The 13,041-nt window shown below is 33.2% G+C and carries 14 protein-coding genes; 8 read left to right on the top strand and 6 right to left on the bottom strand.

Annotated elements, in window-relative coordinates; translation table 11 throughout:
* Positions 1-44 precede the first annotated feature (44 nt).
* From J2W95_RS09355 to J2W95_RS09330, 6 genes are all read right to left on the bottom strand, one after another.
* Entirely contained in the window at positions 45-845 is an 801-nt protein-coding gene (locus tag J2W95_RS09355; protein WP_310006262.1) for a M48 family metallopeptidase, read from the bottom strand.
* Positions 829-1,278 (bottom strand): magnetosome magnetite crystal formation protein family, encoded by a 450-nt coding sequence (locus J2W95_RS09350; protein WP_310006260.1) that lies wholly within the window; start codon positions 1,276-1,278, stop codon positions 829-831. The genes J2W95_RS09355 and J2W95_RS09350 overlap by 17 nt, the downstream gene beginning before the upstream one ends.
* On the bottom strand, positions 1,275-1,688 hold the full coding sequence (locus J2W95_RS09345) for a DUF2752 domain-containing protein (protein WP_310006258.1): 414 nt from the start codon (positions 1,686-1,688) through the stop codon (positions 1,275-1,277). Before J2W95_RS09345 ends, J2W95_RS09350 begins: the two co-directional genes overlap by 4 nt.
* A gap of 3 nt (positions 1,689-1,691) precedes the next feature.
* Positions 1,692-2,030, bottom strand: coding sequence for a TM2 domain-containing protein (locus tag J2W95_RS09340; RefSeq protein WP_310006256.1), 339 nt, complete (start codon positions 2,028-2,030; stop codon positions 1,692-1,694).
* A gap of 185 nt (positions 2,031-2,215) precedes the next feature.
* Complete coding sequence (locus J2W95_RS09335) at positions 2,216-2,494, bottom strand: TM2 domain-containing protein (protein WP_310006254.1); 279 nt, start codon at positions 2,492-2,494, stop codon at positions 2,216-2,218.
* A gap of 92 nt (positions 2,495-2,586) precedes the next feature.
* The gene (locus J2W95_RS09330; RefSeq protein ID WP_310006252.1) at positions 2,587-3,537 is read right to left on the bottom strand and encodes a 2-hydroxyacid dehydrogenase; all 951 of its coding nucleotides are present in this window, start codon (positions 3,535-3,537) and stop codon (positions 2,587-2,589) included.
* 122 nt (positions 3,538-3,659) lie between these two features.
* Here J2W95_RS09330 and nhaA point away from each other — a divergent pair, with 122 nt between their 5' ends.
* The 8 genes from nhaA (at position 3,660) to J2W95_RS09290 (ending at position 12,927) form a co-directional block, all read left to right on the top strand.
* Positions 3,660-4,814, top strand: a complete 1,155-nt coding sequence (nhaA, locus tag J2W95_RS09325; protein ID WP_310006250.1) for a Na+/H+ antiporter NhaA — start codon at positions 3,660-3,662, stop codon at positions 4,812-4,814.
* A 118-nt stretch (positions 4,815-4,932) separates the two neighbouring features.
* The gene (locus J2W95_RS09320) at positions 4,933-5,592 is read left to right on the top strand and encodes a hypothetical protein (RefSeq protein WP_310006247.1); all 660 of its coding nucleotides are present in this window, start codon (positions 4,933-4,935) and stop codon (positions 5,590-5,592) included.
* A gap of 7 nt (positions 5,593-5,599) precedes the next feature.
* Positions 5,600-7,633 carry a hypothetical protein gene (locus J2W95_RS09315; protein ID WP_310006245.1) on the top strand — a complete coding sequence of 678 codons (2,034 nt, stop codon included), beginning with the start codon at positions 5,600-5,602 and terminating at the stop codon, positions 7,631-7,633.
* A 2-nt stretch (positions 7,634-7,635) separates the two neighbouring features.
* On the top strand, positions 7,636-9,009 hold the full coding sequence (locus J2W95_RS09310) for a hypothetical protein (RefSeq protein WP_310006242.1): 1,374 nt from the start codon (positions 7,636-7,638) through the stop codon (positions 9,007-9,009).
* Between the two features lie 401 nt (positions 9,010-9,410).
* Positions 9,411-10,298 carry a hypothetical protein gene (locus tag J2W95_RS09305; protein ID WP_310006240.1) on the top strand — a complete coding sequence of 296 codons (888 nt, stop codon included), beginning with the start codon at positions 9,411-9,413 and terminating at the stop codon, positions 10,296-10,298.
* 76 nt (positions 10,299-10,374) lie between these two features.
* Positions 10,375-11,163, top strand: a complete 789-nt coding sequence (locus J2W95_RS09300; protein WP_310006238.1) for a hypothetical protein — start codon at positions 10,375-10,377, stop codon at positions 11,161-11,163.
* Between the two features lie 404 nt (positions 11,164-11,567).
* A complete protein-coding gene (locus tag J2W95_RS09295; RefSeq protein WP_310006236.1) occupies positions 11,568-11,912 on the top strand; it encodes a DUF1501 domain-containing protein in 345 nt (114 codons plus the stop codon).
* Positions 11,913-12,402: 490 nt separating this feature from the next.
* Positions 12,403-12,927, top strand: coding sequence for an outer membrane beta-barrel protein (locus tag J2W95_RS09290; RefSeq protein WP_310006234.1), 525 nt, complete (start codon positions 12,403-12,405; stop codon positions 12,925-12,927).
* The last annotated feature ends 114 nt before the right edge of the window (positions 12,928-13,041 follow it).

Here is a 13,041-nt window from a genome sequence, read left to right as displayed (position 1 = left end):
AAAATCCCGAAACTATTCGGGATTTTTTTATGGTCTAACATATTTTAATTTTCGTATTCTTTAACGGCTTTTTTAAAACCGTCCCATTCTGTTTTAGTCAACAAATGCTTTTGGCTTGGCTTTTTTCCTTTTATATATTCAAGAATATATTTCGCTCTTTCTTCCGATTCTGGATGAGAATTTACCCATGACAATGCACTTTCCAGTTTATTGTCAAAAGACATTTCATATAAAAAATCAGCAAATGGCGCAGGATCAATTTTAGTCTTTAGCATGTATTCAACACTGGCGATATCCGCTTCTTTCTCAAGAGAACGATCATAAGCTGATGATGACAGTGTATGCATAACTTCCCGAATTACTCCACTATTCTTATTCCCAGTAGTTATCGACATCAGTACAGAAAATCCAACCTCTTTTGATAATTTTTTCATCACATGATTGTTCTCTATGTGAGCAATTTCGTGACCCAAAACACCAATTAAAGCCTGTTCGTTTTTCGATGCTTCAATTAATCCGGAATACACCACCAAATGTCCGTCTGGCAATGCAAAGGCATTAACCTCATCTTTCTGAATAATATGAACTTTAAGACTATCGCGCTCAATTCCGTTTTCTTTACATAATGGTTTTAATAATTTGTCCAACGATTTGGTAATCGAGTCATTTACTATTATGTCTTCCGTTGTTTTTATTTGATCCCAAATCATATCGCCAACACCTTTTTCGGTAGCGCTTTTGGCTTTATCTATTTTAAAAAAAGTGATAAAATCAATTTGAGACAGCAAAAACCAAATCCCAAAGAAAACAACCACTATTGATAACCCTCTAAATAGTGCTTTCATAATTGGTCTTGCAGATTAAATTAGTAATATCCGAAAAGAAATACATTTCTATATGATTCCCTTTTCTGGTTTGGGTAGCCAAATAAAGTGTGAAAATAAATTCAACCAAATTAAAGCCAACAATGGTAATAATGTAAGCTATATAGGGGTTCGTCACCTCAGCTCCATCAAAAACAATTGAAATAGTCCACCAAAATCCCACGGTATTAAAGAAAAACATACCCAATTGAGACAATAATGCCTGAGTACAATGCCATTTTACAAAAGCCGTGCTTTTCCTGTTTCCTAAATAAAAGAAAACTGATGCCAGCAAATTCATTATAGGTAATGGCAAACCACAAAGCACTACAACAAGTGACATCAAATAGCTGTTAGATGCTCTTTCCAACTCGCTGTCGTAAGGTTTATAATTAAATTTTTCTATTGTGATCATAAGTGCTTGTATATATTCCAAACCCAATTGAGAATAACCAATATAATCAATGGAATGGCAATTTCTTTTTTTCTAATTATACTCTCAATTTTAATGTAAAAATTGTAAAAAGACTGTCTCTTTGCAATAACATCCCAAAGAATCCAACCTGGAGATACAATCATAATTCCGGCAACTATGATTCCAAAAGGATTTAGAAACAATGACTTCACAATTTCACCATTAAACAAATAAGAAACTGCTCTGGTCGTACCGCATGACGGACATGGTAAACTGGTTACTCTTTTAAACACACAAACCGTCAAATCCAAACCTGAATTTTTCACGGGAGCTAATTTCAAAAAGAGTAACCAACTATAACCCAAAAAACAAGCAAATAAAATCAGTATATAAAGCTTGTTCTTTGACATATTTTAAAGGAATGTATTATTAAAAGCAATTGTGTTTTTTTCTTTTGTAGCTCCTTGGATTAAAAACCAATCCACAATAGCCCAAATCATAAAACCTCCACAGGTAAGTAACTTTCCAACACCCATTCCTGTATCACCAATGTAAAAACGATCAATTCCATAAGCTCCTGCAAAAATCGAAATCAACAATGCAGTAGTTGGGTCTTTAAATTGGGTTAACTGTAATCTTTGCCATTGACTTTCGTCTAAGCTGATTAGTTTTTCTCGGATGATATTTAGATGATGCCCTTCAAAATACTTAGCGTTCATCATCATGAACATGTCAACTTTTTGTGAATCCATTATAATAATTTGGTTATTGGTTAATTTCCTACTCTATTTGGGATTTTCGGATACTCCATGATTTTGCTAATATATAAATATTAACAGAAATGTCTTGTTATTAAAATAATTTATTGTGCTTTAACAAATTAAAATTGGCATAAAAAAATCCCGAAATTTCGGGATTCATATTTTTTTTATTTTTTTTAAAACCAGCCTTTCTTACCTACCTGATAGGTTTGATAAAATTCTTCATCTGTTTTAGTCAAATAAATAATTCCTTCCACAAGGCCAATTATACTCCCAATTCCACAAGTAACAACTCCTATAATAAGTTGGATTATTCCTTCTTGCGTATATCCTAAAATAAATTTGTGCACCCCTAATCCTCCTAATACGATTGCTAGAACGCCCGCTAAAATTTTTTTATTTTCTTGATGAATTGGTTGTGGTTTATTCCAATCTTCTTGTTTTGAATTCTCCATAGTTGAAAATTAAATTGGTTAATTAATAGACAACTAATTTATAAAAAATATCATAAGATTCTATTTTTTAGACAATTAAAAATCTTACAGACTTAATTTTTTCCATATAGGGCCTTAATTTTGTCAACTATCACTTGCGCCAAACGCTCATGACTTTCGTAAGTCCAGCCAGCAATATGTGGAGTTAATATCACTTTTCGGCCATCCAATAAATACTGAAAAGCTTCTGGTGTGTTTTTATCTTGAAATAATGTTTCAAAAGATAATTTCTCGTATTCCAAAACATCTAATCCAGCCCCAAGAACTTTTCCGGATTGCATGGCGGTAACCAAATCGGCAGTTATGATATTCTTGCCTCTAGAGGTGTTGATAATCCAAATGTCTTTTGCGAAAGCATTAATAAAATCCGAATTCACCATCTTATCGGTTTCCGGAGTCCACGGAATGTGTAAACTTAGTACATCTGTTTTTTGCTGTAATTCCTGTAGTGAAACTTGTCTGGCATTAGCATCTCCAACATTCTCTTTAATATCGTAGCACAATACCTCAACATCAAAACCACGAAGTTTTTTGGAAAAAGCTTTTCCCATGTTACCATATCCTATGATTCCAACTGTTTTACCATCAAGCTCATGTCCCCGATTTTTCTCTCTGTTCCATTCGCCGGAACGAATTTCGCTGTCAGCTATGTTCAACTTATTAAAAAGAGACAGAATCATCCCTAAAGTATGCTCCGCAACAGCATTACAATTACCTTCGGGAGCTGCAATCAGTGCAACATTCTTGGAAGTTGCATAGTCGCAGTCGATGCTTTCCAATCCTGCTCCTACCCTTGCGATGAACTGCAGATTGGTTGCTTTGTCTAAAAACTGTTTGTCTATTTTAAAACGGCTGCGAATAACAATTCCGTTGTAATCTTGAATTTTGGATTCAATTTCTTGTTTGGAAGAAGTAAAATCAGCGTGATTAATAAAACCCGCCTGTTCCAATTGTTCCCAAAGAATGGGATTATTACTGTCAATATGAAGGATTTTGATGTCCATATAAAAGGATTACTAAATTAGAGTTTCAAAATTAATTAAAAAATCACGGTTTATGGTTCGAACCCAGATTAATTAGCCTACAATGCTTAAATTAGCATTTATATTTAAAGCAAATTATAGAAATGAAATTAACCAAAACATTTACTGCCTTTTTTCAAAGTGAAAAAGCAAGTGGTCTATTGCTTCTTTTTGTAACAGTTGTCTCTTTATTGCTAGCTAATTCATTAGTTCAAACTGAATATATTGCTTTTTGGAACACCGAAATTGGACACCATTCCATTACACATTGGATAAATGATGGACTAATGACTATTTTCTTTTTAATGATTGGTTTGGAATTGGAACGGGAAATATATCATGGTGAATTAGCCAATATCAAAAACGCCTTTCTTCCCATTTTTGGTGCTCTAGGTGGAATGATTGTTCCAGCTGGAATTTTTTTGGCATTAAATTATGGAACTCAAACGCAAAATGGAGCCGGAATCCCTATGGCTACAGACATTGCTTTTGCTATCGGCGTCTTGTCTTTATTGGGTAATCGAATTCCATCCTCTTTAAAAGTATTCCTAACAGCTCTTGCGGTGATCGATGATTTAGGCGCTATTTTGGTCATTGCCATATTTTACACTCAAACCATTGCATTTGATAATTTATTAATTGCATTTGCCATTTTGGGTTTTCTATTTATCTTGAACAGACGCAAAGTACATCATCTTGCTCCTTACTTAATTGGCGGTGTTTTTATGTGGTATTTTATGCTGAATTCTGGTGTTCACGCGACCATTACGGGCGTATTATTGGCCTTTGTGATTCCGTTTGGAGATGGCGGAAAAAACACGGCGTCCTATAGACTGCAACATTTTCTACACGAACCTGTAGCTTTTATTATCCTTCCTCTTTTTGCTATCGCCAATACCTGTATTGCCATTAATTCGGACTGGCGCGAAGGATTGAGCCACGAAAATTCAATCGGAATTATATTGGGGCTTGTAGTGGGAAAACCACTGGGGATTTGGCTTTTTTCCTTTCTCGCTGTCACATTAGGCATTTGTAAATTGCCTAAAGATTTGAAATGGAAAAACATTTTGGGAGCTGGAATGCTGGGTGGAATAGGATTTACGATGTCAATTTTTATCACCCTTTTGGCTTTCAAAAATGATGGTGAAGAAGTTATTACTTTTTCTAAAATCGCCATTTTGATTGCTTCTTTTCTGTCTGGAATTATTGGTTTTTTATGGTTAAAAATGACATTTAAATCTTCAAAAAAATTCGATTAAAGTCAAATAAATAAGATAAAAAACGTGTTAAATAAATCTAAAAAAGAAATTTAATTCTTTCCTTTGTAGCTCCATTGATTACAGGTATTGGCCTAAAAACCTTGTAACAAAACATACAATGAAAAAAGTATATTTTATCCCCTTATTGTGTTTGGTCTTTTTGTTCCAAAGTTGCTTTGAAGTGATTGAAGAATTAAAAATGAAGGATGATGGATCGGGGCATTTTAATTTCGTGATTAATTTTAGCCAAAGCAAAACTAAAATAAATTCGGTTTTAAAGATGCAAAAAATCAATGGCTACAACATTCCTTCCAAAGAAGAAATAAAAAAAGAAGCATCCAAACTGGAAGCAATAGCTAAAAATACAGATGGAATTTCGAATGTAAAAACCAATATAGATTTAACGAATTACATTTTTGCGATTGATTTTGATTTTCAAAAAATTGCCAATCTGAATACGGTTTTTTTAAAACTAAAAAACAGCAAAAAATTAAACCCAACAATTGCAACGGATTATTTTACATACAGTGACAAAAAGTTTGTTCGCAGCCAAAAAGCTCCAATAAAAGCCCTATACGATAAATTGGAAAAAGCCGACAAGGAAGTTTTTCAAACCGCCAAATACACTTCCGTTTACAAATTTGATTCGACCATCAAATCTTTTTCCAACAAAAATGCAGTTACATCCAAGAGCAACAAAGCCATCAAACTTAATGGTTCTGTCATCAATGTGATTAATGGAAATGAAAAGATCGAAAATACAATCACACTCAACTAAAATAGATATGAAAAAAATTTTCCTATTCCTAGTTATTTGTTTCTACACAACAATGTATTCACAGGATTTAGCCAACAAAGTTCCAGATAATGCTCCTTTTGCGTTATGCTTTAATGGAAAAAACCTAAACGATAAAGTAGCCATCAAAACCATTCAGGAATACCCTTGGATGCAAGCTTTACAGGAAAAAGAATTAAACTTTTTGCCAAAAGATTTAAGCCAAACAGGAATTGATTTTACCAATAAACAATACCAATATTACACCAACAAAGACTCTGTGATGAGTTATGTAGTCTTGCTTCCGCTAAATAATGCTGCATTATTCGAAAAATTGATTCAAAGCAAATATGGAGACAGTGTTAAAGTAAAAAAACAAGGAACATACAATAGCGTAACTACTTCAAAAACGCATCATTTGGCATGGAATGACAAGTTTGCTGTTTTGGTGAATGCAACATATTCAAAACTCAATAAAAACAATTATAACGAAACAGACCCGTACGCTGATTTATCAAGTATGGACACGACAGGATTTCTCACAGACTCAACTGCAGTAGTTGATTCGGTAGATCCTAATTACCGTGAAGAAGTAAATCCAGTTTTAGTTGGTGAAGAAATAAAACCAACTCCTGATCCTGAGAAGAAGGAAAAAAAAGGAAAAGGGAAAAAGGGAAATAAATCCAAAAAAGCAACCGAAGATCTCAAAATTATTGAACCTACCGAAGAAGAAATTTATGCTACACAGGAAAGAGCCAATGCCGAATTAGAAGAAACCAACAGAAAATTATTGGAACTCGAACTAAGAAGAACTGATTCCATCGAAAGTTTAAAAATCAATCCTGTTGTTGATTTGATTTTCATAAAAGCTTTCGATTCCAAAACAGAAACGACAGCGGTAAGTCCCTCTATTTTTAAAAACAATAATCCTAAATCTGACTTTTATATTTTCGCCGATTTGGATGCATTGACAACCCAATTGTATTCTGGATTTGTAGGCTCGAATTCCGCTTTGATGGGAATTTACAAAAACGGATTCCTAAATAGTAATTTTCATATGAATGGCTATTTTGAAAAGGATAGAATTCGATTGAATCAGGTTATGACACCCAAAAACGAAGAAACTAAAAAATCGTATCAGGAAATATGCGATTCGAAAATTGACAAAAACCTATTGAATTATATAGGCAATAATGTTATGGGATATTACTCCATTTCGATGGATACACAAGCCATTATGAACTACGAATACAAAGTCTTAAAAAACACTTTAAATTCTGTTTACCAATCCTACACCAAAGACGCCAGTGGCAACGAAGCAGATGTATTGATTGATGCCGTTGCATTGTTTTTGGACGAAAAAGCCATTGCAGATCTAATTCCAGGTAATGCCATTTTTGTACTTCATGATCTCAAAAAAGTGCAACGAGATTATGTGAAAATCGATTATGATGAAAATTATCAGCAAATAGAAACCAAAGGCATCAAAGATGAACTACAGCCTGACTTTACATTTCTTATAAATACCAGAAATGAATCATTCGTCAACAAATTGCTGCAACTTCCTTTGAATAAAAGTAAATTTACCGCTACCGATTATCAATTAACCAATGGCTATTACACCATTCATTTTGAAAAAGATAATCTGCTCGAAAACTTATACATTGGAATGAAAAACGGCGTGGTAATCTTGACTACATCAAAAATAAATGTAGAAAACTTGATCCAACAAACAGTAATGCCATTACAGGCTGATTTTAAAAAATCCATCTCTAAAAATAATTCTGCTGCTTGGTTTGATATTCAAAAAATAATTTCAGCATCTAAAACGGAATTTGGTAATGATACCAAAAGCAGTTACTATGATATTGCATTGAAAAATGCTGGCGAAATTACAGTAGAATCCAAATTTAAAAATGGTGCTATTGTTTCTGATGCATCGTACACCATTAAAGGGGAACACGCTAATAGTTTGCAATATTTCTTTGATGTAATCAATGAATTATATGCAGAAAGCAAAAAGGAAACAATCGTTACTGAATAATAATGAAAAGCCCAAAAAGCTATCCTTTCAGAATTACCATACTTCTTATTGCCATTGGGAGTATGGTTTTTTTGTATTGGTATGGCTATCATAAAGCTTTTGAAGAAAAATACATTCCGAAGAATGCTGATGCTATCGCAATGGTAGATGTGAAAAACATTCGAAATTATTTTGTTTTTTCCTGTCTAAAGAATCCTTCAGAATGGAAATGGGATAATACAGAATCAGAATTTATAAATCGTTTTGAGTTTTCTAATTTCGGAATAAAACCAACTGATTATTTAGCTTTTTTCCACATTGAAAACCAACCAATTTCCCAGTGGTTTCTCTCTGCCAAAATTGAAACCGAAACTACGTTTGAAAAAGCATTAAACAAAGCACAATTTCGAAAGGATACAGTACAAAATGGAATGAATTTTTATTATTCCAATTCATTGAATCTTTGCATTATAAAATATTCAAACCAAATTCTAGTCTCGAACATTTCTGAGAAGCAAAAGCATATTGCGATAAAAGTAGCCGACGATTTATTTTTGAAAAAGCTTTTTTTAGATGCTAAAAAAACAGAAAAAACGATTAACACGAACAATGCAGTAACGTTTTGGGTCAAAAAAAATGGTTTGCTGAAAGAAGATGGGATTCTAAATCTAAAATTGGAAGACTCCGAAATAACGGTTGATGGACAACTACAATTCAAATCGAAGTATAAAAAAGAATCGCAATTTCTTCAAAATCCAAACGCTTTATTGTCATTGGGTTTTGATTTTGAAATGATTCGGAACCAAGATTTTCTCAAACATCATTCAGATAAAATCAACAAAATGATTGGCTTTGATTTGGACTCTATTTTGGCTCAAAACCCAAGTAAAACAGAATTGTTTCTAAATGAAATAGTTGAAAAGAAAGATTCTGCAATCAGTTACGACTATGATGACGATTTTAATCCAATAAAAAAAGTGATAGTTCATACCAGCCGAGAACCTTCTTTTTACTTCTCGATGCAGACCACGAATTCTAAAAAGGTTTATGATTTCCTGAAAGCCAAAAATGTCATTGACAATCATCAGGTGTTTGTAAATTTTCCTTTGGCACAAACAAAAACTTCAATCCGTAATAATGCCTTGGTATTAGAAGCGAATTCCTTAAAAAATTGGGTCTCCCAATCTTCTGCTCCTAAAATTGGATATTTTCGGATGCAATTCAACAAACTTCAGCCAAAAGATTGGCGATTCATTATTGCTAAGAATAAAAATTTCTCTTTCTTAAAACACTTTGAAACCTTTGAAATTGATCTTTCAAAAGAAAATAAAGCTTCCCGTTTTAAAGCTTGTTTGAAAATAAACACTGAGAAAAGCCTGATTTCGATTGTGAAATAAAAAAAGCGCTACTTACTGCCTCGAATCATGAAATGTATTAAAGTAATGAGACTTACTTATATTAATTCCATAACCAACATTTTTAATCGATTTTAAATTATTCACCAACCCCAGTTGAATTCTTCTTTTATTAATAGATTTTGCCTAAAACTTTCCAAATGGGTTTATTTTTTATTAAAAAAATTATGTTTCCCTAATCTTTTCATTAAAAAACAATTAACATTTATACCAATAAGTAGTCTTTTATTTACCTAATTAATTTTAATATGTGTTTTGTCGATTATTTTCACATTTTAAACGTTCATCCGTAAACTTTTGGCACGGAAATTGAAAATACCATAAAAAATTAAATCTTAGTTTCTCACTTCTTACAAAAGTGTCCTAAACGAAAAACAAAAAATATGAAAAAGATTATTTTAGTAGCTTTTATAGCTCTCGGAATTGTTTCCTGTTCAAGTGAAGATGATTCTCCTGAAGATATCTCAGGAATAAACACAGCCACCGTAACAGCAAAAATTGGTGTAGGAAAAGATGCTTTTCCAGGTACGACAGGTAAGAATGTAAATAGAGGAACGATCCCTACGACTATTAACACCATTACAGTAGATGTAGTTAATAACAATCCTGCCATACCCTCAAACCAAACCATATTTGATTTGGTTGGTTCAGGAGGAGCAAATCAGTTTTTAATAGAAAATGTTGCTTCTGGTTCAAATACATTTACAGCAAAAGCAACTACTACAGGCACGCCTAAACTAACCGTAGAACCTTATAACCATACAAATGATGCCACTACAGATGCAATGCTAAAAGGAGAAAAGGATGCGGTACCATATGCAAAATATGAAGCTGTAGTAGGGATGAGTATCACATTAGGTACACCGCAAGAGATTGTTTTCCCATTATTGACAAATCATGGTAGAATAATTGGTACTGTAGAAACAGCGGCACTGTTATCTGCTACTGACCGTAGAGTAGAAGTAATCGCCGAAAGATTTTATGCAAATAACACCCCTGTATTAGGACCAATCACAATTGATCTTACCGGAAACAAGAGTGTAATTGCTGCATGGAATGATGATACTGCTGTAAAAGGTAATTATATGAAGTACATTGTAAATGTTTATGGCCCTGATGGACTAACTATTGAGAAAACATTTAACAAGACTATTACAATAATAGAATCCACTGGAATCACTTCAAAAATAACCATAACAAATGATGGATTAACAGAATCAATCAACTATGGTACTTTTACAATACCTGCTTGGACTGAAATAAGCCAATAAGTAATACTGAAGAGGATTGAATGTCCGAAACTACCGTCAAAAAACGGTAGTCTATTACAAAGTAGAAACAAAAACAATGAAAAAGGTATTATTAATTATTGTATTATTGATTGCAATACCGTCTTGTTCCAATGAAGATGATGAAACATTCATTGAAACCACAACTGTTGCAATTTCTACAGATAATGAAATCATCGCCTCAACTACAGGAAAAAACGTTCAAAGAGGTTCAATGTTTGCTTGGATTAGCGAAATGCAAATCATAGCTACCCATACAAGTGGTTATGTAAGTACTACAGATTTTACTTTGGTTAACAATGGAACTTCGGGAGCTGGCACTAAATTCATTATGGACAATGTCATGATAGGAAATAATACATTTACAGCCACATCCAAAACTACTGAACCTGAAAGACTCGAAACCTCACAAGTCTATAGAAATGAATCATTTGCTACTACAATTTCCAATTTAAACGCACGTAATCCATATGCTCTTTACGTCAATAAAAATCCCGTCAATTTCAATATCACACTAGGCACTGCCCAAAATGTAAATATCCCCCTGAAAACAGACAACAGTCGTTTTATAGCCTTGTTTAATATTGATGATTTTAATTTAAACACCTACACTGTCACCTGCTATGTAAATGGAGTAAAATTTGGCCCTTCAACAACTTGTACTTGGTTAAGAAATGCGACTTTTTATTGGTCAAACAGTAATTCAATAGCAGGCAAATCCATATATTTTAAAATAGTTAGCGGAAGTGACACTTATACTACAGCTTCAAAAGTACTAATTGCATCAAACACTGCAAAAATGAGATATACTATAGTTAATAATTCATTAGTTACAACTCCAATGTAAAACATTGCACAAATTATTATCAATAACTCTTACTTAATTTTTAAATAACACAAAACTCAAAAAATAATATATTTGTATTATTTTACTTACGTAGTACGTAAAACCACGTGTTTTACCCCCTTTATTATTCCTCTCATACCGATTTCTATATATTTGCGTTTGTATTTTATCATTACGATAAAACACTTAAAATTTGAAATCATCTTTTATTGGAAACATTACTCTGACTAGGCGAGCCTTATTCTCCAAATTACTGAAAAGGCTGTTGGTAAGTGCCCAAGAAAAAGATCCTTTATTCGAAAAATACTCGCGTAAAATATACAATGGAAGACGTTATTCATCCTTAACGAACCCTAAGAAAGAAATAACGGGTAAATCTGGTTTAGAAACTGAAAGAGTTATAAATGTCACAAGCAATCGGAGCTTTTCAGGAAGATTTGAAATTGATGGGGAAAGCAGATATTGTGACCGGAATGACTTTTAGCGAATTTGGACGTAGAATCAAAAGCAATGACAGCTCAGGAACCGATCATGGCTCTGCAGCACCAGTTCTCTTTTTTGGCGCAGCCTTAAATACAGGCAGAGGCACAGTCGAAGGAACACCAAACCCAGTTTCAGGAATGATTGGAACCTCTGCCAATTTGCCCCAAACGGCTACCGTAAATGATCAGGTTCCTATGCAACATGACTTTAGACAAATTTACGCTACCATCATGCAAGATTGGTTGTGTATGACCGAAGTGCAGTAGGATGCGGTTTTGGGAGGTTCATTTGAAAAATTACCCATTTTCAAAACAGACAAATCAATTTATTATCCGAATACCGATTTCGTGAGGATTTTTCCAAATCCTGTGACTACTAGCTAAATAAATCTTCAGTTTTATAATTTTATAAATGCAACAGTTCAAGTTGCAATATATACACTATTAGGTTCCAAAATTTTTGGAAATGCATATGCTGTTGATGGTGATATTCTGAGTTTTAATACCAATCAGATATTATCTTCTGGAGTTTATATTGTATAGGTAGTCTATAATGGGACCAAGTTCAATGCTAAAATGATTGTTCTGTAACTCCGCCTATCTTTTGATGAACACATAGATATTTTTTCTTTCATTCAATAAAAAACGAATAAAGGTAAACTTGTAAAATTCACAGAAATACTCCTATTTTATCCAAAATCAAAAGGGAAGCTATAATAAAATCCTATTTTTGCGTTGTAATTAAAAATTAAAAAATATGAAAAAAATTATTCTAATGTTTGCAATTGGTATTCTATCAACTGGGGCATTTGCACAAGCTCCTCTTGAAGAAGGAAGAACACAATTAAACGCTGGTCTAGGACTTTCAGGCTGGGGTGTTCCTGTATATTTTGGTCTTGATTACGGAATCGCAAAAGATTGGACTCTTGGGGGTCAACTATCTTTTCAAACTGATGAAGATCCATACCATAATAGTAACAATAACAATACCTATTACTATGATAATTCTGTAGTAGGAATTGGAGCTAACGGTAATTACCATTTCAACAGAATATTAGATATGCCAAGCAAATTTGATTTCTATGCCGGTGCCAGTCTTACGTATTACATTTGGGATTACGATGATTACGGTAGTGGCGCACATCCTGACAATGATGCATTAGGACTTGGACTTCAAGTAGGTGGTCGTTATTTCTTTACCGATAAATTTGGTATTAATCTAGAATTAGGAGGAAACACAGGTACTAGCGGTGCAAAATTTGGAGTGACTTTTAAACTTTAGCATTATCAAATATAAATTTCAAAAGCCATCTGAGAAATCAGGTGGCTTTTTTTATTGTATTTCTGAAATCAAGTTCAAAGGATGAGAAGAAACCATTAAAAAGTCTAATATTTT

The organism is Flavobacterium granuli (assembly GCF_031456055.1).
In the GTDB taxonomy this organism is placed as follows: Bacteria; Bacteroidota; Bacteroidia; order Flavobacteriales; family Flavobacteriaceae; genus Flavobacterium; species Flavobacterium granuli_A.
This window is presented reverse-complemented; position numbering and strand designations above follow the sequence as displayed.

Bases quoted from the DNA above. Each gene is read 5' to 3' on its own strand.
- J2W95_RS09345 (WP_310006258.1), bottom strand. From the start codon at position 1,688: ATGTCAAAGAACAAGCTTTATATACTGATTTTATTTGCTTGTTTTTTG.
- J2W95_RS09320 (WP_310006247.1), top strand. From the start codon at position 4,933: ATGAAAAAAGTATATTTTATCCCCTTATTGTGTTTGGTCTTTTTGTTC.
- J2W95_RS09295 (WP_310006236.1), top strand. From the start codon at position 11,568: ATGTCACAAGCAATCGGAGCTTTTCAGGAAGATTTGAAATTGATGGGG.
- J2W95_RS09310 (WP_310006242.1), top strand. From the start codon at position 7,636: ATGAAAAGCCCAAAAAGCTATCCTTTCAGAATTACCATACTTCTTATT.
- J2W95_RS09350 (WP_310006260.1), bottom strand. From the start codon at position 1,278: ATGATCACAATAGAAAAATTTAATTATAAACCTTACGACAGCGAGTTG.
- J2W95_RS09335 (WP_310006254.1), bottom strand. From the start codon at position 2,494: ATGGAGAATTCAAAACAAGAAGATTGGAATAAACCACAACCAATTCAT.
- J2W95_RS09355 (WP_310006262.1), bottom strand. From the start codon at position 845: ATGAAAGCACTATTTAGAGGGTTATCAATAGTGGTTGTTTTCTTTGGG.
- J2W95_RS09300 (WP_310006238.1), top strand. From the start codon at position 10,375: ATGAAAAAGGTATTATTAATTATTGTATTATTGATTGCAATACCGTCT.
- J2W95_RS09315 (WP_310006245.1), top strand. From the start codon at position 5,600: ATGAAAAAAATTTTCCTATTCCTAGTTATTTGTTTCTACACAACAATG.
- J2W95_RS09330 (WP_310006252.1), bottom strand. From the start codon at position 3,537: ATGGACATCAAAATCCTTCATATTGACAGTAATAATCCCATTCTTTGG.
- nhaA (WP_310006250.1), top strand. From the start codon at position 3,660: ATGAAATTAACCAAAACATTTACTGCCTTTTTTCAAAGTGAAAAAGCA.
- J2W95_RS09290 (WP_310006234.1), top strand. From the start codon at position 12,403: ATGAAAAAAATTATTCTAATGTTTGCAATTGGTATTCTATCAACTGGG.
- J2W95_RS09340 (WP_310006256.1), bottom strand. From the start codon at position 2,030: ATGGATTCACAAAAAGTTGACATGTTCATGATGATGAACGCTAAGTAT.
- J2W95_RS09305 (WP_310006240.1), top strand. From the start codon at position 9,411: ATGAAAAAGATTATTTTAGTAGCTTTTATAGCTCTCGGAATTGTTTCC.